The sequence below is a fragment of the Duganella sp. BJB476 genome, assembly GCF_003416895.1.
GTDB lineage: Bacteria > Pseudomonadota > Gammaproteobacteria > Burkholderiales > Burkholderiaceae_D > Rugamonas.
Genome location: NZ_QVIO01000007.1, coordinates 1 through 19990, shown reverse-complemented (window position 1 = coordinate 19990; position 19990 = coordinate 1). Strand labels below are relative to the sequence as shown.

Here is a 19990-nt window from a genome sequence, read left to right as displayed (position 1 = left end):
TAAAAAGTTAAACGCGCCGCATGAGGAATATCCTCCGGCGGCGCGCTCAATGTTCAAACAGGTGTCAGGCCGGGCAGGCAGCGCCCGAACGGATGTCGATGACTTTTACTTTGCCGTCGATGATGTCCTTGCGGGCACCAATGACGCGCTTTTCGATTTCCGGCGTGATCAGCTTGCGGTTGTTCGCATCCAGCGCCCAATCGACGCCGTCTTCCTTCAGGCCCTTGGCGGTGACGCCGGCCTTCCAGGTGCCGTTCTTCATCTGCATGAAGGACTCGTAGACGGCGTTGTCGACGCGCTTGACCATGGAGGTCAGGATGCTGCCTGGGTACAGGCTGTTCTGGTTGGAGTCCACGCCGATCGCCAGCTTGCCTTTTTCCTTGGCGGTTTGCAGCGTGCCCAGGCCCGAACCGCCGGCCACGGCAAACACCACGTCGACGCCGCGGTCGAATTGCGAGCGCGCCAGTTCGCCGCCCTTGGCCGGGTTGTTCCACGAATCGGAAGTGGTGCCGACCATGTTGTTGCTGACTTCAATTTTCGGATTGACCGCCTTGGCGCCCTGGGCGTAGCCGCAGGCGAAGGTGCGGATCAGCGGGATGTCGACGCCGCCGATGAAGCCCAGCTTCTTGGACTTGGAAGCCATGGCCGCGGCCACGCCCACCAGGTACGAACCTTCTTCTTCTTTGAAGGTGATGGAGTTGACGTTGGCGCCTTGCGCCACGCCGTCGATCAGCACGAAGCGGACTTTCGGGAATTCCTTGGCGACCTTCTGCACGGCTGCCTGCTGGGCGAAGCCGATCGAGGCGATCAGGTCCAGGTTCTTGCGGGCGAGGCCGCGCAGCACCTGCTCAGCCTGGGTGTCGCTGGAGGCTTGCACCTCGATGAAATTGATGTTGGTTTCCTTCTTGAAGCGCGAGGCGCCTTCAAAAGCGGACTGGTTGAACGACTTGTCGAACTTGCCGCCTGCGTCATACACGATGCCCAGTTTTGGGTCAGCCGCGGACGCGCTGGCAGCGATAAACAGTGCTGCAACCGTCAAACTAAGTTGTGAAAGTTTCATGAATAGGCTCCTGGAAGATCGATATTGTATATTTTTATTGGACGAAACATGTAATTTGGCGCCGCTATATCGCTGCAAACCCCTGATTTTTAGAGGTTTGCCTCGGGGTTTGCGGGTGTTTTACGCCGTCAGCGCCAGTAGTTTGTCAAAAGCTTGTTCAAATTGCAGCAAGCCGGCGGCCAGCAACTGCTGGCCCACCGTTTCCAGATCGATGCCGTGGCGCGCCAGTTGCGCCATCACGGCGCGGTCGGCGTCGATGTCGGCGTCCAGCAGCGTGGCCACCGCCTCGCCGTGGTCGCGGAAGGCGGCCAGGGTGGCGTCGGGCACGGTATTGATGGTATGAGGACCGATCAGGCCTTCGACGTAGCGCACGTCGCGCTGGACCGGCTGCTTGGTGCCGGTGCTGGCCCACAGCAGCCACTGCGGCGTGGCGCCGAAGGCGGCGAACACGGCGAAGCCGCCGTCGTTCTTCCAGTCGTGATAGGCGATGCGGGCGGCGGTCATGGCGGCGCGGCCGCGCAGGGCCACGGCGCTGCTGTCGGCCGAATTTTCCAGCAGGGCGTCGACGGCGACGTCGATGCGGCTGATGAAGACGCTGGCGACGCTGGCGATGCGCTGCACCGAGGCGGTGTCCTGCAGGCGGCGCGCCAGGCCGCGGCGGTGGGCGGCGCGCACCGCGTGGATCTGGCTGGCGGTGAAGATCAGCGTCATGTTGACGTTGATGCCGGCATAGATCACTTCCTCCAGCGCGGCGATGCCGGCCGGCGTGGCCGGGATCTTGATCATCACGTTCGGCCGGGCGATGGCGGCCCACAGGCGCTTGGCGGCGGCGATGGTGCCGTCGATGTCGTGGCTCAGGCGCGGCGACACTTCAAAGCTGACAAAGCCGGCGCGGCCATCGGTATCGCGGTACAGCGGCGCGAACAGGTCGCAGGCGCGCTGCACGTCCGGCAGCACCAGCGCTTCGAAGCGCGCTTCCGGCGTCGCCAGCGCGGTGCGCAGCTGCGGCAGGGCGGCCTGGTAGGCGGGGTCGTGCTGGATGGCGTGGTAGAAGATCGCCGGGTTGGACGTCAGGCCCTGGATGCCGTCGGCGGCGATCAGGTCCGCCAGTTGGCCGGAGGCGAGCAGGTTGCGGCTCAGGTTGTCGAGCCAGATTTGTTGTCCCAGGTCGCCGACCGCGCGCAGGCGGCTGTGTTCGAGCATGTTATTCATCTACATCTTCCATCCAAGATTGTGTCCTGGCGACCAGTGCTGGGCGCAGTGCTGGGACCCATGTCGCACTGCCGCAACAGTTAGTGCCGAATTTAATATTTTTGTGCTGTTGCTTTTTTGTCCGTTTGGAAAAATTTCCTACTTGTTGGATAAATAATTTTCCGCATGGGTCGGGGCTTTCAGGGCATCCGGCCTTGTCTTGGAAATCAACAATTTACCTGCAAGCGGGGTGGTTTTCCCGTACTCAGCGGCCTGTTCTGGAGGCCGTCCACTACTATGCATCAGCGTCGATATGTACGGCAAATTCGATTTTATTTAGCTATTTATATAAAATTGATATGAATCGAATCACTCAGAAAGTGAGTTTCTGTCATTTTTTTCCATGCTAGCATGGTTGGTAGTTTGCATATTCTTATGCGAAACGTAGTAGTTTTGATACATTTTTGCCAACAAAAAACAAAGACATCGCCCGCTGCAATCCGCAGTGAGGGCGGGATTTTGGATTGATATTTCAACCTTGCCTACACAATAGGGAGCAGGACTCATGAGCAAAAAAAGTAGTGGTTACGCAGTGCGATCGCTGATCGCGCTGGCAGTTGCAAGCGCATTCCCCCTGCACGCGGCCATGGCCGCCGAAGCGGCCGCCGTTGCAGCAGGCCAGCCGGCGGCGGACGCCCCGGATACCGCCACCAAAGGCCAACTGGAAACCGTGATCGTGACCGCGCAACGCCGCGCGGAAAACATCAAGGACGTTCCGATGTCGATCGCCACGCTGAAAGGCGACAAGCTCGACGTGCTGACCTCGGGCGCCGCCGACATCCGTTTCCTGGCCGGCCGTTCGCCGTCGGTCAACGTGGAATCGGACTACGGCCGCACCTTCCCGCGCTTCTACATTCGCGGCCTGGGCAACACCGACTTCGACCTGAACGCTTCCCAGCCAGTCGGCCTGGTGATGGACGACATCGTCCAGGAAAACGCCATGCTGAAGGGCTTCCCTGTGTTCGACGTGGACCAGGTCGAAGTGCTGCGCGGCCCGCAGGGCACGCTGTTCGGCCGTAACTCGCCGGCCGGCGTGATCAAGTTCGACTCGGCCAAGCCGGTCTTCAAGCAAGAGGGCTACCTGACCCTGGGCGTGGGCAACTACTCGGCCAAGACCGCCGAAGGCATGTTCAACATCCCGGTCAGCGATACCGTTGCGCTGCGCTTCTCGGGCACCAGCCAGCACCGTGGCGACCGCGTGCACAACACCAATCCAACCCCGAACAAGGGCACCCAGGACTTCGAAGGCTACGGCGACAACGCCTTCCGCCTGCAAGCGCTGGTCAAGCCGAGCAAGGACTTCAGCGCGCTGTTCAACTACCACGAGCGCGACTACCACGGCAGCGCCACGCTGTTCCGTGCCAACATCATCAAGAAGGGCACCAACGACCTGGTCGACGGCTTCGACTACGGCTCCTACCCGAGCGATGGCATCAACTACCAGAAGCTGACCACCAAGGGCGGCAACGTCCGCCTGAAGTACAACCTGGACGACATCACGCTGCACTCGATCACCGGCTACGAAACGCTGAAGTTCAACAGCCGCGCCGACGTTGACGGCGGCTACGGCGCGTCGTACGCGCCGCCGTACGGTCCAGGCTATATCCCGTTCGCGGTTGAAACGGCCGACTTGCTGCCTAACCACAAGCAGTTCTCGCAAGAGTTCCGCGCCGAGTCGAACTACAAGGGCCCGTTGCAGTGGATCGGCGGCCTGTTCTTCTTCAACGAAGACATCCAGATCGACTCGATCAGCTTCGACACCTTCAGCGCCGGCAATCCGCAGAACGCTGCTTACGCACAGCAGTTCCAGCACGCCAAGTCGTGGGCGGCCTTCGGCTCGCTGAACTACACCGTCAGCGACAAGCTGAAGGTACGCGGCGGCCTGCGCTACACCACCGACAAGAAGGACTTCTCGGCCGTGCGCTACGAACCGCCGAAGATGTCCGGTCCGTTCGAGATCGACAACACCTCGCACAACCTGAGCTGGGACATGAGCGGCACCTATGAGCTGGACAAGACCACCAACTTGTTCGCCCGCGTTGCCACCGGCTACCGCGCGCCTTCGATGCAGGGTCGTTTGAACGGCCTGGGCGACAAGCCATCGTTCGCCGGCGCCGAAAAAGCGCTGTCGTATGAAGCCGGTATCAAGCAGGACCTGTTCGACAAGCGCGCGCGCCTGAGCGCCTCGGTGTTCCAGTACCGCGTCAAGGACAAGCAGCTGACCGCCGGTAGCGGCACGATCAACATGAATCAGCTGATCAACGCTGAGAAAGTGACCGGCCAGGGTGTTGAAGTGGACTTCCAGGCCAACCTGAGCGACGAGTTCAGCATGACCCTGGGCGGCAGCTACAACGACACCGAGATCAAGGACAAGAACCTGTTCGTGCAGTACTGCGGCAACCTGCCGAACACCGCGCCGAACCCGTACGGCTGCACGCCGACCAACGCGGCCGGCCCGTTCCCTGGCACCTCCAAGATCGACGGCAACCCGCTGCCACGCGCGCCGAAGACCCAGCTGAACTTCACGCTGAAGTACAGCAAGGACATCGGCAACGGCGAGTTCTACGCCTACACCGACTGGACCTACCGTACCAGCTACAACTTCTTCCTGTACGAGGCGCCTGAGTACAAGGCCAAGCCTCTGGCGGAAGGCGGCGTGCGCACCGGTTACAAGTGGGGCAACGGCAAGTATGAAGTGGCGCTGTACGGCCGCAACATCACCGACAAGCGTGTGATCCTCGGCGCCATCGACTTCGACAACCTGACCGGTATGTTGAACGAGCCGCGCACCTGGGGCGGCACCTTCAAAGTCAACTTCTAAATTGACCGCTATCTGAAAATCCCCGCGCATCGTAAGATGTGCGGGGATTTTTTTTATGGATGGAGCCTGATTCGTGAATCATACCGTCGTTAATCTGTGGCCGCTGCTCGGCGTGGCCGTCATCATCCTGGGCTTCGCCCTGCGCGCGCATCCGGTGCTGGTGGTGATCGCCGCCTGCGCCGTCACCGGCGCCGCCGCCGCCATGCCGGTCGAGAAGCTGCTCGCAACCTTGGGCACGGCCTTCATCAAGACCCGCAACCTGCCGCTGATCCTGCTGCTGCCGCTGGCGGCCATCGGCCTGCTGGAGCGCTTCGGGCTGAAGGAGCATGCGCAGGCGTCGATCGCCCGCATCAAGTCCGCCACCACCGGCCGCCTGCTGATCGTCTACCTGGCGATCCGCGAGATCAGCGCCGCCTTCGGCCTGACCAGCATCGGCGGCCATCCGAACATGGTGCGCCCGCTGATCGCGCCGATGGCGGAGGGCGCCGCCGAGGTGCGCTACCCGGCGCTGACCGAGGAGCTGCGGCACCGCATCCGCGCCATGTCCGCCGCCACCGACAACGTCGGCCTGTTCTTCGGCGAAGACGTGTTTGTGGCCTTCGGCGCCATCCTGCTGATGCAGACCATCCTGCGCGGCGAAGGGCTGGAAGTCGATCCGCTGCACATGGCGCTGTGGGGCATACCGACCGCGGTGACGGCCTTCCTGATTCACTCCTGGCGCCTGCACCGGCTGGACGCGCAGATCGCCCGCGCCATGCTGGCGGTGAAGGAGCCGGCATGATACTCAGGCTCGATTACTTCTACTACGTGCTGGGCGCGATGCTGTTGATGGTTGCGTACATGTCGCTGACCGATAAACATAACCCCAAGCGCTATTCCAGCGCCTTGTTCTGGGCCTTGTACGCCGTGATCTACCTGGCCGGCGAGCAGTTGCCGCCGGTGGCTGCGGGCGTGCTGATGGTGGTGATGGCGCTGATCGCCGGCTTCGGCGGCGTGGCGCTGGGCCGCTACGGCGACCGCACGCCGGAGGAACGCAAGAGCAGCGCGCAGCGGCTCGGGCATCGCCTGCTGATCCCTGCGCTGATCATTCCGGCGACGACGGTGATCGGTTCGACCCTGCTGAAGGAAGTGCACCTGGGCGGCCTGCTGCTGCTCGACCCGAAAAACGCCACGCTGGTCAGCCTGGGTTGCGGCTCCCTGTTCGCGGTGGTCACCGCTTGCTGGCTGACCCGCGCCACGCCGATGCAGGCGATGCGCGAATCGCGCCGCCTGATCGATCACCTGGGCTGGGCAGTGGTGCTGCCGCACATGCTGGCGGTGCTTGGCCTGCTGTTCACGGAGGCTGGCATGGGCAAGGCGGTGGCGCACGTGGTCACGTCCTACATCAACCTCGATGTGCGGCTGGTGGCGGTGGCGGTGTATTGCATCGGCATGGCGCTGTTCACCGTCATCATGGGCAACGGCTTCGCGGCGTTTCCGGTGATCGCGGGCGGTGTCGGCATCCCGGTGCTGGTCGGCGTGTACCACGCCAATCCGGCGGTGATGGCGGCGATCGGCATGTTCAGCGCCTACTGCGGCACGCTGATGACGCCCATGGCCGCCAACTTCAACATCGTGCCCGCTGCGCTGCTGGAGCTGCCCGACAAGAACGCCGTCGTGAAGATTCAAGTGGGCACCGCATTGCCGCTATTGCTTGCTAATATTGCACTTCTTTATTTTCTAATGAACATGTGACGTGCATGTGACTTGGAGTAGAGTAGCGCACAAACAGCGCAGCAATCGGAGTCCATGTAGATGAAAAAGATAATATTGTTGACCGGTTTCGAACCGTTTAACAAGGAGACCATCAACCCCTCGTGGGAAGCGGTACGCACACTTCAGGGCTGGCACGAAGGTGACTTCGTGGTCCATTCGCGTCAGTTGCCGTGCGTGTTCGGGCAGGCCAGCAAGGTGCTGCACCAGGCGGTGGAGGAGCTCCAGCCCAGCATCGTGATCGCGGTGGGGCAGGCGGGCGGCCGGGTCGATCTGTCGGTGGAGCGCATCGCCATCAACATCGACGACGCGCCTATCGCCGACAACCAGAAGCGGCAGATCGTCGACCAGCCCATCGTCACCAACGGCCCGGCGGCTTACTTTGCCACGCTGCCGATCAAGGCCATCGTGCATGCGCTGCGCGAGGCGGGCTTGCCGTCGTCGGTGTCGCAGACGGCGGGGACGTATGTGTGCAACCACGTGTTCTATAGCCTGATGCATCAGGCGCACGAGTGGGGTACGACCATGCGGGCCGGTTTCATTCACATTCCGTATTTGCCGCAGCAGGCGGCCGCGCATCCGGGTTCGGCCAGCATGAAGCTGGAAGATATGGTCGAAGGCCTGCGCATCGCCATCCGCACCACGCTGGCCCACGATGTGGACATGCGCGAGGCGGGTGGGGTGACCCACTAAACCCCGGGCTTTACCGGGTTGAGGATATTCAGGAAAGCCCGCACCACCGGCGCGTCGTCCAGCGTGGTGTAGGTGATGTACAGGTTCGCCGACGGCGGATTGGTACGAATCGGCAGGAACACCACGCCCGGCCAGCCGATGCGGCTGGTGGTCTCCGGCAGCAGCGCCACACCCAAGCCCGCACCCACCATCGCCAGCAGCGTCTGCGGCTCGGACGCTTCCTGGAATATCGTCGGCTGGAAGCCGGCCTTCACACAGCATTGAATCAGGTAGCGCGGGAAGGACGACTTGTCCAACGCCAGCGTCAGCATCGGCTCGTCGGCGATGTCGGTCAGTTCGATCGCTTCCTGCTTGGCCAGCGGATGATGTTCGTTGATGGCCACGCACACGTCCTCGCGGAAGCACAGCTCCTGGCGCAGGTTGTCGTTTTTCAGGTCGTCCTCGTCCAGCTTGGGCTCGCGCCAGAAGCCGACGTCGATCTGCTTGGCGCGCAGCGCGTCGTATTGCAGCGTCGGACCCAGTTCGTGCAGGGTCCAGCTCACGCGCGGGAACTTGGTCTGGAACTCTTCCAGCAAACTCGGTATCGGTCCCCACATCGCCGAGCCGACGATGCCCACCCGCAGGCGGCCCACTTCGCCGCGGTCGATCTGGCGGATGGTGTCGATGGTCATGCGCATCTTGCCCAACAGGTCGGACGCTTCGCCCATCAGCGCCTTGCCCGCCACCGTCAGCTCGAAGGTGCGGGTGGTGCGGGCGAACAGCTTCACGCCCAGTTCACTTTCCAGCTTCATGATCTGCTGGCTCAAAGGCGGCTGCGAAATGTGCAGGCGCTCGGCGGCGCGGCTGAAACTCTTTTCTTCTGCGACGGCGAGGAAGTACTTTAGTTGTTTCAGATCGATGGACATGGCGTTCTTTGGGCGATGTGGGACGATGTCAGTGCGCGTGCATGGCTACCGCAAGGGCGGCGCCGCAGCGGGCGTTGTTCTTCACCAGCGCGATGTTGGTGGCCAGGCTGCGGCCCTCGGTCAGCTGCTTGATGCGGCTGAGCAGGAAGGGCGTGACGTTCTTGCCGGTCACGCCTTGCGCATCGGCTTCCTGCAAGGCCTGCGCGGTGATGGCGTCGATCTCCGCCTTCGGCATCGCTTCGCCGACCGGCACCGGATTGCTGACCACCACGCCGCCCTTGAGGCCCAGCTGCCACTTGGTGTGGATGAAGGCCGCCTGTTCGGCCGCTGTGTCGAGCTGGAAGTCGGCATTGAAGCCGCTCTCGCGCGTGAAGAAGGCGGGGAAGCCGCGCTGGCCCACGCTGACCACCGGCACGCCGTGGGTCTCCAGGTATTCCAGCGTCAGGCCGATGTCGAGGATGGACTTGACGCCGGCGCACACCACCGCCACCGACGTCTGCGCCAGTTCCTGCAAATCTGCCGAGATATCGAAGCTGGTCTCGGCGCCGCGATGCACGCCGCCGATGCCGCCGGTGACGAACACGGAGATGCCGGCCAGTTCGGCGCAGATCATCGTGGCCGCCACGGTGGTGGCGCCCAGCTTGGCCTGCGCCAGCACGTAGGGCAGGTCGCGGCGACTGACCTTCATGGCGTCGGGCGAAGTGCCCAACAGTTCAAGTTGTTCTTCCGACAGGCCGATGCAGATCTTGCCGCCGATGATGGCGATGGTGGCCGGCACGGCGCCGCCGTCGCGGATGATCTGTTCCACTTCACGCGCCATCTGCACGTTCTGCGGGTAGGGCATGCCGTGCGAGATGATGGTCGATTCCAGCGCGACGATCGGCTTGCCGGCGGCGCGGGCGGCCGCTACTTCGGGCGAAAACAGCAAATATTGGTGCATGGTGTGATTCCTTATGCCTTGTTGGGGAAGAGCGGCGGGTTGTATTCCGCCGACAGGTCGAAGTCGTGGATCTCGTCGAGGACATCGGCGGCCAGCATCGGCGACACCGTCTCCTGGGATTCGAGCGTCATCGCGGCGACCTTCAGGCCGCGGCGGCAGGCCAGCGTCAGGTCGGCGCTGCCCTGGTACAGCGACCAGCAGACGGCGGCCGAGAAGGCGTCGCCGGCGCCGGTGACGTCGACCACGTCCACCTGATGCGCGGCCAGCCATACCAGCTCGCCGTCGCGGGTGTGGAACACGCCCTGGCTGCCGCAGGTGACGATGACGTCCTGCGCGCCCTGGGCCTGCACGTCGCGGCAGGCGGTGCGCACATCGGCTTCGGTCGGCAGCGCGCGGCCGGCGCGGGTTTCCAGTTCGCCGCGATTGAGGATCAGCAGACGCAGGCCTTTCAGATCATCCGGCAGGCGCGCCATCTTCGGCTGCGATACGGCCACGATCACCAGCGGCACGTTGTCGGCACGGGCGCTGTCGAGCAGCAGGGCGATGCTGTCGGCGGGCAGGTTCAGGTCGACCACCGTCATCGCGGCTGCGGAGCGCTGCGGCTGGCGGCTGGCCAGGTAGTCAGGCGTGATGCGGTCGTACAGCGCCATGTCGGCCAGCGCCACCACCAGTTCACCGGCGTCGTCGAGGATGGCGGTGTAGGTGCCGGTCGGCGTCTCCGGCAGTTTCAGGCTGCCGCGCGTGTCGATGCCGGCGCCTTCCGCATGGTCTTGCAGACTGCGGCCGGCGACGTCGTCGCCCAGGGCGGTCAGCAGCGCGGTGGGCAGGTTCAGGCGCGACAGATTCTCGGCGATGTTGCGGGCCACGCCGCCATAGACTTCCTCGGCGGTGGCGGGATTGGAGGTCCCCAGCTGCATGGCGGCGATGGTGCGCAGCTTGCGGTCCAGGTTGGCGGCGCCTATGCACATCACCGGACGCTTATCCGGCAGCACGTAGGCGCGGCCCAGCAGGCGCCGTTCGCGTATCAAACCGGCAATATGGCCGGCCACGGCGGAACGCGACAGGCGCAGTTCCACGGCCAGGTCCTGCTGGGAAATGAAGGGATTGGCGCGGATCAGCTGGTAGAGCTGGTCCTTCTTGGAGGAATCGGTCACGGGCTACTCGCTAAAACATTTGTCCATCATGGTAAACATTTGTTCAAATCAAGTCAATCGCGCACTGCGGCTAAGTTTGGCTTCATTTATAATACCCCTGATTTATATCGCTTTAGTATAAATGCTTAAGAAAAATGGTATTTGCCATACATATGGACGATGATGCATAGTGTCAGCTTCCCCAGCCACAACAGAAAAACAGAGGATAACCATGTCTAATAATTCCCCATTCCAGGCAGCTGACATCATTCGCGCCCGTGTCCCTGCGGGCTTCAAGCCGCGCATCGCAATGATCTTGGGTTCCGGCCTGGGCGTGCTGGCGGAAAAAATGACCGACGCGGTCACCATCAGCTACGACGAACTGCCTGGCTTCCCGATCAGCACCGTGCACGGCCACGCCGGCGAACTGGTGATCGGCACCCTGTCGGGCGTGTCGGTGGTATGCATGAAGGGCCGCGGCCACGTCTACGAAGGCTATGGCCTGGGCGTGATGACCAGCGCCGTGCGCACCATGAAGCTGCTGGGCTGCGAGATGCTGTTCGTGACCAACGCCGCAGGTTCGCTGCGCACTGAAGTCGACGCCGGTTCGCTGGTGGCGCTGACCGACCATATCAACTACCTGCCGGGCACCCCGATGATGGGCCCGAACGACGAGCGTTTCGGTCCGCGCTTCTTCAGCATGGCCAACGCCTACGACGCCGACCTGCGCGCGCTGCTGCACTCTTCGGCCAAAGAGAAGAACGTCACCCTGCACGACGGCGTGTACATCGCCTACGCCGGACCTAACTTCGAGACCCCTGCCGAAATCCGCGCCTTCAAGACGCTGGGCGCCGACGTGGTCGGCATGTCGGTGGTGCCGGAAGTGGTGTCGGCCCGTCACTGCGGCCTGAAAGTGGTCGGCGTGTCGGCCATCACCAACCTGGCGGAAGGCCTGTCGCCGTTCCCGCTGTCGCACGAGCAGACCCTGAAGTACGCCGCCGTTGCAGCGACCTCGCTGATTGAAGTGATCCTGGGCTTCCTGGCCAACGTGGCCAAAACGCCGCAGGCGTAAGATTCCCGAGGGGCGGCTGGACCGCCCCTTTGCTTTTAAGGAGTTCGAAATTATGAAACGCGCATTTATCCTCTTGCTCGATTCGTTTGGTTTGGGCGCCACGCCCGATGCCGCGAAGTACAACGACGTCGGCGCCAACACCTTCGGCCACATCGCCGAATGGGCCGCCAAGAGCGGCAAGCCGATGTCGCTGCCGACCATGGAAAAACTGGGCCTGGCCGCGGCCGCCCATACCGCCAGCGGCCAGTGGGCCGCCGGCTTCGCACAACGCGAAGGCTTCACCGCCGCCTACGGCGCCGCGCGCGAACGTTCGACCGGCAAGGACACGCAGTCCGGCCACTGGGAAATCGCCGGCGTGCCGGTGGAATTCGACTGGGGCTACTTCCCGAAAACGGTGCCGTCGTTCCCGGCCGAGCTGACCGCCAAGCTGCAGCAGCTGGCCGGCGTGCCAGGCTTTCTGGGCGACTGCCACGCATCGGGCACGGAGATCATCAACAAGCACGGCGACGAGCATGTCGCCAGCGGCAAGCCTATCATCTACACTTCCGCCGACTCGGTGCTGCAAATCGCCGCGCACGAAGAATCGTTCGGCCTGGAGCGCCTGTATGAAATCTGCGAGATCGCCTTCAAGCTGGTCGAGCCGTACAACATCGGCCGCGTGATCGCGCGTCCGTTCACCGGCGCAGACGGCAACTACACCCGCACCACCAACCGTCATGACTACGCGGTCGCACCGCCGGCGCCTACGCTGCTGGACCATGTGAAGAACGACGGCGGCGAAGTCATCGCCCTCGGAAAAATCAGCGACATCTTCGCGACCCAGGGCGTATCGCGCATGGTCAAAGGTAAAGACAACATGGCGCTGTTCGACGCGCTGATGAAGGTGGAAGAAGAAGCCGGCGACAAGTCGCTGACGTTCGTGAACTTCGTCGACTTCGACCAGGCTTTCGGCCACCGCCGCGACGTCACCGGCTACTCGAACGCGCTGCACGAGATGGATGCGCGCCTGCCTGAGTTCATCGCCAAGCTGAAAGAGGGCGACCTGGTGGTGATCACCGCCGACCATGGCTGCGATCCAACCTGGCCTGGCTCCGACCACACCCGTGAACATATTCCGATGATCTTCTTCGGTCCGGGCGTGAAGGCGCAGAAGCTGCCTATCTCCGAAACCTTCTCCGATATCGGCCAGACGCTGGCCCATCACCTCGGCGTCAAACCACTTTCTCACGGAAGCAATCTGTTATGACTTTCAAACGTAACGAAGCGGTCCCACTGGACCTGGGCTGGATCAACCACATCCACATCAACAAGAGCGCTGCCGACCGCCGCGCCGCCAGTCTGGCGAACCGCCGCACGGTGAAGAAGGAATACCAGGCTGCGTGGCTGGTCAAGGCCATCGGCCTGATCGACCTGACCACGCTGTCCGGCGACGATACCCCGGGCCGCGTCGAGCGCCTGTGCATGAAGGCCATGCGTCCGCTGCGTTCGGACCTGGTCGAGGCACTGGGCCTGCAGGACTACAAGCTGACTACCGGCGCCGTCTGCGTGTACCACGAGATGATCAAGCCGGCGACCCAGGTGCTGCAAGGCCGCCTGCCTATCGCCGCCGTGTCGACCGGCTTCCCGGCTGGCTTGACCAGCATGGAAACCAAGGTGCGCGAGATTGAATTGTCGGTGGCCGCAGGCGCGACCGAGATCGATATCGTCATCACGCGCCAGCACGTCTTGACCGGCAACTGGCAAGCGCTGTACGACGAGATGCTGGCTTACCGCAAGGCTTGCGGCGAAGCGCACGTCAAGGCGATTCTGGCGACCGGTGAACTGGTCACCTTGGAAAACGTGGCCAAGGCTTCGTGGGTCTGCATGATGGCTGGTGCGGACTTCATCAAGACGTCCACCGGCAAGGAGCCGGTCAACGCGACGATCCCGGTATCGCTGACGATGGTGCGCGCGATTCGCGACTACCACGAGCAGACCGGCTTCAAGATCGGCTACAAGCCAGCGGGTGGCGTCGGCACGGCCAAGGCCGCGCTGCAGTACCTGTCGCTGATGAAGGAAGAACTGGGCAACGAGTGGCTGGAGCCACACCTGTTCCGTATCGGCGCATCCAGCCTGCTGACCGACATCGAACGCCAGCTTGAGCACTATGTGACCGGCAACTACTCCGCCGCACACCGCCACGCGCAACCATAAAGAATACGGACACGTCATGCCATCAATTAAAGAGATCCTGAATACTATGGAATACGGCCCAGCACCGGAAAGCACGAAAGAAGCGCAAGCGTGGCTGGAGCAGCACGGCCGCACCTTCGGCCTGTTCATCGACAACCAGTGGAGCGAGCCGGGCGAGTTGTTCGCCTCGACCAATCCAGCCGATGCGGCCAAACTGGCTGACCTGACGCAAGCCACCGGCAGCGATGTCGATCGCGCCGTGGCAGCCGCGCGCGCCGCGCAGCCGGGCTGGCAGGCACTGGGCGGCCATGGCCGCGCCAAGGTCATGTACTCGCTGGCCCGCCTGATGCAGAAGCACGCGCGCCTGTTCGCCGTGCTGGAGACGCTGGACAACGGCAAGACCATCCGCGAAACCCGCGACGTCGACCTGCCGCTGGTGGCGCGTCACTTCTACTACCACGCCGGTTGGGCGCAACTGCAAGCCGAAGAATTTGCGGACTACCGCGCCGTCGGCGTGGTTGGCCAGATCGTGCCTTGGAATTTCCCGCTGCTGATGCTGTCGTGGAAAATCGCACCGGCCATGGCCGCTGGTAACACCATCGTCTTCAAACCGGCCGAATTCACGTCGCTGACCGCGATGCTGTTCGCCGAGATCTGTGTACAAGCCGGCGTACCTGCCGGTGTGGTCAATATCGTCACCGGCGATGGCCGCGTGGGCGAAGCCATCGTCAACCATGCAGGCATCGACAAGCTGGCCTTCACCGGCTCGACCGAAGTAGGCCGCTTGATCCGCGTTGCCACCGCAGGCAGCGGCAAGAAGCTGTCGCTGGAACTGGGCGGCAAGTCGCCGTTCATCGTCTTCGATGATGCCGATCTGGATGCCGCCGTTGAAGGCCTGGTCGATTCGATCTGGTTCAATCAGGGACAAGTATGCTGCGCAGGTTCGCGCCTGCTGGTGCAGGAATCGGTACAGGATAAATTCCTGGCCAAGCTGCGCGCCCGCATGGACAAGCTGACCCTCGGCTCGCCGCTGGACAAGTCGATGGACATCGGCGCCCTGGTCGATCCGGTGCAGCAGCAGCGCATCGCCGGCCTGGTGGAATCGGCCCGCGCCGAAGGCTGCGATGTCTATCAGCCTAAGTGCGAAATCCCGGCCAACGGCTCGTGGTTCCCGCCAACGCTGATCACCGGCGCATCGACTTCCGCCGCCGTGGCGCAGGCCGAAATCTTCGGCCCTGTGCTGGTGGCGATGAGCTTCCGCACCCCGCCGGAAGCCGTGCAACTGGCGAACAACACCGTCTACGGCCTGGCCGCTTGCGTCTGGACCGAGAACATCTCGCTGGCGCTGGACGTCGCGCCGCAGATCAAGGCCGGCGTGGTGTGGATTAACACCGCCAACCAGTTCGACGCCGCTTGCGGCTTCGGCGGCTACCGCGAATCCGGCTTCGGTCGTGAAGGCGGCCGCGAAGGCATGTACGAATACCTGACCGCCAAATCGGAAGATGCGCGTCCTGCGACGCCTGTAGTGGAAGCCAAGGCCAAAGCCAAGGCGGCCGCACCGGCAGCTGGCGGCGCGTTCGCCATCGACCGCACCGCCAAGCTGTACATCGGCGGCAAGCAGGCCCGCCCTGACGGCGCCTACAGCCGCGCGATCCACGGTGCTGACGGCGCCTTCATCGGCGAAGTCGGCGAAGGCAATCGCAAGGACATCCGCAACGCGGTGGAAGCGGCGCACAAGGCCGGCGGCTGGGCGAAAGCCACGTCGCACAACCGCGCGCAAGTGCTGTACTACATCGCTGAAAACCTGGCCGCGCGCGGCGAGGAATTCGCAGCCCGCATCGCCGCCATGACCGGCTCCAAGAACGCCGAAAAAGAAGTACAGGCTTCGATCGAACGCCTGTTCTACTACGCGGCTTGGGCCGACAAGTACGACGGCCTGGCGCACCAGCCACCTATGCACGGCATCACCGTGGCGCTGAACGAACCGGTCGGCGTGATCGGCATCGTCTGCCCGAACGAGTCGCCGCTGCTGGGCTTCATCTCGCTGGTGGCGCCGGCTATCGCGCTGGGCAACCGCGTGGTGGTGGTGCCGTCGGAAGCGCATCCGTTGTCGGCCACCGATCTGTATCAGGTGTTCGATACGTCGGACCTGCCGGACGGCGTGGTCAACATCATCACCGGTTCGGCCGACGAACTGGCGCGCACGCTGGCGACGCACTCGGACATCGACGCGGTATGGCGTCATGACGGTTCGGCTGAAGGTTGTGCGGAAGTGGAGCGCCTGTCGGCTGCTTCGCTGAAGCGTACCTGGGTCGGCGGCGCGAAGGGCCGCGACTGGTACAGCACCGCGCAATCGGGCGGCCGCGCAGTACTGGCACACGCTTCGCAAGTTAAAAACGTCTGGATTCCATACGGCGTTTAAGTAAGCGCTCAGGTACGGCAGGGCGGGTCTGTGGACCCGCCTTTGTGCTTTCAATACCCTACAAATTCAAGTGGAGAATTCCATGTTTTTACCTCAAGAGATCATTCGCAAGAAGCGTGACGGCGGCGTCCTGACCGCTGAAGAGATCCAGTTCTTCGTTGGCGGTATCACCTCGAACCGCGTCACCGAAGGCCAGATCGCCGCGCTGGCGATGGCGGTCTACTTCAACGACATGACCATGGACGAACGCGTCGCCTTCACGCTGGCGATGCGCGATTCCGGCGAAGTGCTGGACTGGCGCTCGCTGGACCTGCCAGGCCCGGTGGTCGACAAGCACTCGACCGGCGGCGTTGGCGACGTGGTCTCGCTGCTGCTCGGCCCCATGGTCGCAGCCTGCGGCGGCTTCGTGCCGATGATCTCAGGCCGTGGCCTGGGCCACACCGGCGGCACGCTGGACAAGTTCGATTCCATCCCCGGCTACACCACCGTGCCGACCAATGAACTGTTCCGCAAAGTGGTCAAGGAAGTCGGCGTCGCCATCATCGGCCAGACTTCGTCGCTGGCGCCTTCGGACAAGATCTTCTACGGCGTGCGTGACGTGACCGCCACCGTGGAATCGGTCGCCATGATCACCGGCTCCATCCTGTCGAAGAAGCTGTCGGCAGGCCTGGACGCGCTGGTGATGGACGTTAAAACGGGCAGCGGCGCCTTCATGCCGACCTACGACAAATCGGTCGAACTGGCGGACAGCATCGTCAAGGTCGGCAATGGCGCCGGCATGATGACGTCGGCCATCCTGACCGACATGAACGAATCGCTGGCGCCTTACGCCGGCAACGCGCTGGAAGTACGCGGCGCGATGGATTACCTGACCGGCAAATCGCGTCCTGCGCGTCTGCATGAAGTGACGATGGCGCTGTGCGCCGAGATGCTGGTGCTGGGCAAACTGGCCGCGACCGAAGAAGAAGCGCGCGCCAAGCTGCAAGCGTCGCTGGACAGTGGCGAAGCCGCCGAGCGCTTCTCGCGCATGGTGGTGGCGCTGGGCGGTCCGGCCGACCTGATGGACAATCCGGACAAATACCTGGAGCGTTCGCCTATCATCGTGCCGGCGCTTGCGCTGGTTTCCGGCTACGCTGCCACCGCCAACTGCCGCGAGATCGGCCTGGCCGTGGTGTCGCTGGGTGGCGGTCGTCGTCGCGCTGCCGACCCGATCGACTTCGCCGTTGGCCTGACCGACCTGGTTGGCCTGGGCGACAAGATCGAAGCCGGCCAGCCGCTGGCGATGGTGCACGCACGCACGCAGGAAGCTGCGGAGCAGGCGATCCGCGAAATCCAGGCGGCTTACCAGATCGCCGCCGCGCCGACTGCGAATCCGGTCATCTACCGCACGATCCGTCCTTAAGAGAGCCGCACATGAACAAACAAGAACTGATCGTCGAAGCCACGGCTGCGCGCCTGAAGGCTTACACGCCTTACTCCAACTTCAAGGTCGGCGCAGCGCTGCTGACCAACGACGGCAAGGTCTTCCACGGCTGTAACGTGGAAAACGCATCCTACGGCTTGTGCAACTGCGCCGAGCGTACCGCCTTGTTCAGCGCTTTCGCGCATGGCTACAAGCCGGGCGATTTCGCGCAGCTGGTCGTCATCGGCGAGACCGACGGTCCTATCGCACCGTGCGGCGCTTGCCGCCAGGTGATCCTGGAGTTGGGCGGTAACGAACTGCCGGTGCTGCTGACTAACCTCAAAGGCGACATTTACGAAACCACCGCAGCCGAGCAACTGCCGAACGCCTTCGGCGGCGCTGACCTGAAGAAGAAGTAATTTGGCCTTCAAGAAGACAATCGATGTGCAGGCTGCCGTTGCGATCGCGGCGTCGGAGGCTATTGCCGCCAAAACGCAGGGCACCTTTGGTGTCGGCGGCTTGATGCTCGACCAGCGCGGCAACGTGCTGCAGTCGCTGCACAACAACGTCATCAAACAAGGGCTGATCTTCGACCCGACCGCGCACGGCGAGCGCCAGTTGATCGACTGGTACTACGCCGAACGCGCCAAGGGCCGCGAGCTGCCGGAGCCGCAGGACATCACCATCGTCACCTCGCTTGATCCGTGCTGCATGTGCAGCGGTGCGATCCTGGCCGGTGGCTTCAACGTGGTGGTGGCTGCGCCGGACAAAAGCGCGGGCGTCAACTACGACGCCAGCGCCACCTTCAGCACGCTGCCGGAAGCGCTGCGGCCGCAAGCCGAGGCGACGTTCAGCTATCCGGCCATCCTTGGCTCGTCGCTGTACACGCGTGCCAGTTCGGGCGCCGTACCGAAGTCCTTCTTCATCGGAAAAACCATCTCCGAACCGACGCAGGCCTTATGTTCATTGGTGTTCGAGGCCACGGCCAATGAGGTGATGGAGCTGTTCAACACCGATCTGCCGCAACAACAATTGAAATGCCCGATGACGCTGGCGCCCGACCACGCCATTGTGCACGCGCTCCGGCAGCTGTATCCCGACGCGCTGGCCTACCGCTGCACGCCGCAGCAGCCGGACGCCGGCCTGGCGCCGTTCCTGCTGCAAGCGATGGCGCGCGACCGCGAACATGCTGGGGCAGGGGAGGCGGTGGCCTTGCTGGATTCGTTCGGCAATCTGCTGTTGTGCATGCCGGGCCGGATGTCGCAGTCGGGCATCCGCAGCGCCTTCATGGAAACCACGCGCGCCTACGCGCAGCTACGCTACAAGCTGATGGCCGGCGCCACGCCGGCGCAGCAGGAAGAGGTACGCCAGTACCTCGGCCATCCGAAGGACGGAACCTTCGTCTTCGCCAAGGGACCTGATAGTGGCGCGATCAGCTTCATGAACCTGGGCGCCTACGGTTCGACGATGGAAGGTCCACTGCCGCTGAAAAATCCGACGCAGTTCCAGTACGTTCTGCCGGGCATGCCGGAAGCCGAACTGGTGGCGCTGTGCGCCGCCATGCCGCCGCTGTATCGCAACATCATCCGCATCCGCCCCACGCAAGTCGCCGACCAGGACCTGATCGCCGCGCTGGCTTAAGCTTGTCTTGCACGCTTGGCGTGGCATTCGGATAGTGCTAGGCTAAATTCCATTCCCGATGGAGGAACTGGAAATGTCTACATTGCAAAAGGAACTGCAGGTATTCGCTCGAAATCTTGGCGCATTGCTGGCGGACGAAGGAAAGTTCGCCGTGATTTCTGGCGAAACCATACTTGGTACCTATGACAGTTTTGAGGAAGCCATCAAGGCGGGCTATGTCAATTTCGCGTTGACACCGTTTTTGGTGAAGCAAATCCTGCCAGTTGAGGAAGTCGTTTTTATCAATCGCGACATTCTTCTCCAATGCTCAACATGATTTTGGGCATCGGCATCGGCCGCGATGCGCCAGATTTTTCCTGGAATTATGGTTCAAGAGTGTCTGCAAGACACATGGCGACTCACTTCTTGTAGCAGACTAGACGCGGCGTTCAAAATTATGCGGGGCTGTCTACGATCCTCCGCATCCTGTGTTCTTGCAATCGGCGATTGCGCTCAACAGACGCGAAGAGTCTTCGCTACTCACTTTAAACGTAAATTCTTGACCGTTCGCAGACTTGAGCTTTACCCAGATTCCATCCTGAGCCGCGCGCTCGACAAACTGCCTGTTAAGTTGCACTGAAAATTGACCCACGTTCCCCACGAATTTGCAACGGAATCTGACCCACGTTAGTAGCACAATTCCACCTGTCTCATCGGCAGGAGATCGGAGTGATCAACGTGGCTTTA

At 62.7% G+C, this 19990-nt stretch carries 17 protein-coding genes; 12 read left to right on the top strand and 5 right to left on the bottom strand.

The genetic code is table 11. The annotated features are described in order from the left end of the window. Positions 1 to 64 precede the first annotated feature (64 nt). Together D0T21_RS24125 and tal are read right to left on the bottom strand one after the other, a co-directional pair. A complete protein-coding gene (locus D0T21_RS24125; RefSeq protein ID WP_116992513.1) occupies positions 65 to 1060 on the bottom strand; it encodes a BMP family protein in 996 nt (331 codons plus the stop codon). A gap of 120 nt (positions 1061 to 1180) precedes the next feature. Continuing rightward, entirely contained in the window at positions 1181 to 2272 is a 1092-nt protein-coding gene (gene tal, locus D0T21_RS24120; protein ID WP_116992514.1) for a transaldolase, read from the bottom strand. 544 nt (positions 2273 to 2816) lie between these two features. Between tal and D0T21_RS24115 the strand changes: the two genes are divergently transcribed. From D0T21_RS24115 to pcp, 4 genes are all read left to right on the top strand, one after another. Next, complete coding sequence (locus tag D0T21_RS24115; protein ID WP_116992515.1) at positions 2817 to 5132, top strand: TonB-dependent receptor; 2316 nt, start codon at positions 2817 to 2819, stop codon at positions 5130 to 5132. A 73-nt stretch (positions 5133 to 5205) separates the two neighbouring features. Beyond that, positions 5206 to 5913 (top strand): DUF969 domain-containing protein, encoded by a 708-nt coding sequence (locus D0T21_RS24110; protein ID WP_116992516.1) that lies wholly within the window; start codon positions 5206 to 5208, stop codon positions 5911 to 5913. Beyond that, entirely contained in the window at positions 5910 to 6866 is a 957-nt protein-coding gene (locus D0T21_RS24105) for a DUF979 domain-containing protein (RefSeq protein ID WP_116992517.1), read from the top strand. The genes D0T21_RS24110 and D0T21_RS24105 overlap by 4 nt, the downstream gene beginning before the upstream one ends. A 60-nt stretch (positions 6867 to 6926) precedes the next feature. Next, positions 6927 to 7577 (top strand): pyroglutamyl-peptidase I, encoded by a 651-nt coding sequence (pcp, locus tag D0T21_RS24100; RefSeq protein ID WP_116992518.1) that lies wholly within the window; start codon positions 6927 to 6929, stop codon positions 7575 to 7577. Here the strand turns inward: pcp and D0T21_RS24095 are convergent. Genes D0T21_RS24095 through D0T21_RS24085 form a run of 3 tightly spaced genes read right to left on the bottom strand, consistent with a single transcriptional unit; the run spans position 7574 to position 10576 of the window. After that, positions 7574 to 8482 (bottom strand): LysR family transcriptional regulator, encoded by a 909-nt coding sequence (locus D0T21_RS24095; RefSeq protein ID WP_116992519.1) that lies wholly within the window; start codon positions 8480 to 8482, stop codon positions 7574 to 7576. The two genes, pcp and D0T21_RS24095, sit on opposite strands and share 4 nt — an antisense overlap. Positions 8483 to 8510: 28 nt before the next feature. Then, the gene (locus D0T21_RS24090; RefSeq protein WP_116992520.1) at positions 8511 to 9422 is read right to left on the bottom strand and encodes a pseudouridine-5'-phosphate glycosidase; all 912 of its coding nucleotides are present in this window, start codon (positions 9420 to 9422) and stop codon (positions 8511 to 8513) included. 11 nt (positions 9423 to 9433) lie between these two features. Next, positions 9434 to 10576: a carbohydrate kinase gene (locus tag D0T21_RS24085; protein WP_116992521.1), complete on the bottom strand. Its 1143-nt coding sequence runs from the start codon at positions 10574 to 10576 to the stop codon at positions 9434 to 9436. A 211-nt stretch (positions 10577 to 10787) separates the two neighbouring features. Here D0T21_RS24085 and xapA point away from each other — a divergent pair, with 211 nt between their 5' ends. The 8 genes from xapA to D0T21_RS24045 all read left to right on the top strand — a co-directional run bounded on the left by xapA (position 10788) and on the right by D0T21_RS24045 (position 19580). Beyond that, on the top strand, positions 10788 to 11627 hold the full coding sequence (gene xapA / locus D0T21_RS24080) for a xanthosine phosphorylase (RefSeq protein WP_116992522.1): 840 nt from the start codon (positions 10788 to 10790) through the stop codon (positions 11625 to 11627). Between the two features lie 52 nt (positions 11628 to 11679). Further along, positions 11680 to 12873, top strand: a complete 1194-nt coding sequence (locus tag D0T21_RS24075; protein WP_116992523.1) for a phosphopentomutase — start codon at positions 11680 to 11682, stop codon at positions 12871 to 12873. Further along, positions 12870 to 13820, top strand: a complete 951-nt coding sequence (gene deoC / locus D0T21_RS24070; RefSeq protein WP_116992524.1) for a deoxyribose-phosphate aldolase — start codon at positions 12870 to 12872, stop codon at positions 13818 to 13820. The genes D0T21_RS24075 and deoC overlap by 4 nt, the downstream gene beginning before the upstream one ends. A 16-nt stretch (positions 13821 to 13836) precedes the next feature. Then, positions 13837 to 16221 (top strand): aldehyde dehydrogenase family protein, encoded by a 2385-nt coding sequence (locus D0T21_RS24065; RefSeq protein ID WP_373886689.1) that lies wholly within the window; start codon positions 13837 to 13839, stop codon positions 16219 to 16221. An 82-nt stretch (positions 16222 to 16303) separates the two neighbouring features. Beyond that, positions 16304 to 17623, top strand: a complete 1320-nt coding sequence (gene deoA / locus D0T21_RS24060; protein ID WP_116992526.1) for a thymidine phosphorylase — start codon at positions 16304 to 16306, stop codon at positions 17621 to 17623. Between the two features lie 11 nt (positions 17624 to 17634). Then, a complete protein-coding gene (locus D0T21_RS24055; protein ID WP_116992527.1) occupies positions 17635 to 18042 on the top strand; it encodes a cytidine deaminase in 408 nt (135 codons plus the stop codon). Position 18043: 1 nt separating this feature from the next. After that, positions 18044 to 19264 carry a nucleoside deaminase gene (locus tag D0T21_RS24050; RefSeq protein ID WP_116992528.1) on the top strand — a complete coding sequence of 407 codons (1221 nt, stop codon included), beginning with the start codon at positions 18044 to 18046 and terminating at the stop codon, positions 19262 to 19264. A gap of 73 nt (positions 19265 to 19337) precedes the next feature. Next, positions 19338 to 19580: a hypothetical protein gene (locus D0T21_RS24045; protein ID WP_147328165.1), complete on the top strand. Its 243-nt coding sequence runs from the start codon at positions 19338 to 19340 to the stop codon at positions 19578 to 19580. The last annotated feature ends 410 nt before the right edge of the window (positions 19581 to 19990 follow it).

Excerpts from the sequence above, each read along its gene's own strand:
- tal (WP_116992514.1), bottom strand. The coding sequence starts at position 2,272 with ATGAATAACATGCTCGAACACAGCCGCCTGCGCGCGGTCGGCGACCTG.
- D0T21_RS24045 (WP_147328165.1), top strand. The coding sequence starts at position 19,338 with ATGTCTACATTGCAAAAGGAACTGCAGGTATTCGCTCGAAATCTTGGC.
- deoA (WP_116992526.1), top strand. The coding sequence starts at position 16,304 with ATGTTTTTACCTCAAGAGATCATTCGCAAGAAGCGTGACGGCGGCGTC.
- deoC (WP_116992524.1), top strand. The coding sequence starts at position 12,870 with ATGACTTTCAAACGTAACGAAGCGGTCCCACTGGACCTGGGCTGGATC.
- D0T21_RS24090 (WP_116992520.1), bottom strand. The coding sequence starts at position 9,422 with ATGCACCAATATTTGCTGTTTTCGCCCGAAGTAGCGGCCGCCCGCGCC.
- pcp (WP_116992518.1), top strand. The coding sequence starts at position 6,927 with ATGAAAAAGATAATATTGTTGACCGGTTTCGAACCGTTTAACAAGGAG.
- D0T21_RS24075 (WP_116992523.1), top strand. The coding sequence starts at position 11,680 with ATGAAACGCGCATTTATCCTCTTGCTCGATTCGTTTGGTTTGGGCGCC.
- D0T21_RS24125 (WP_116992513.1), bottom strand. The coding sequence starts at position 1,060 with ATGAAACTTTCACAACTTAGTTTGACGGTTGCAGCACTGTTTATCGCT.
- xapA (WP_116992522.1), top strand. The coding sequence starts at position 10,788 with ATGTCTAATAATTCCCCATTCCAGGCAGCTGACATCATTCGCGCCCGT.
- D0T21_RS24095 (WP_116992519.1), bottom strand. The coding sequence starts at position 8,482 with ATGTCCATCGATCTGAAACAACTAAAGTACTTCCTCGCCGTCGCAGAA.
- D0T21_RS24065 (WP_373886689.1), top strand. The coding sequence starts at position 13,837 with ATGCCATCAATTAAAGAGATCCTGAATACTATGGAATACGGCCCAGCA.
- D0T21_RS24115 (WP_116992515.1), top strand. The coding sequence starts at position 2,817 with ATGAGCAAAAAAAGTAGTGGTTACGCAGTGCGATCGCTGATCGCGCTG.
- D0T21_RS24105 (WP_116992517.1), top strand. The coding sequence starts at position 5,910 with ATGATACTCAGGCTCGATTACTTCTACTACGTGCTGGGCGCGATGCTG.
- D0T21_RS24055 (WP_116992527.1), top strand. The coding sequence starts at position 17,635 with ATGAACAAACAAGAACTGATCGTCGAAGCCACGGCTGCGCGCCTGAAG.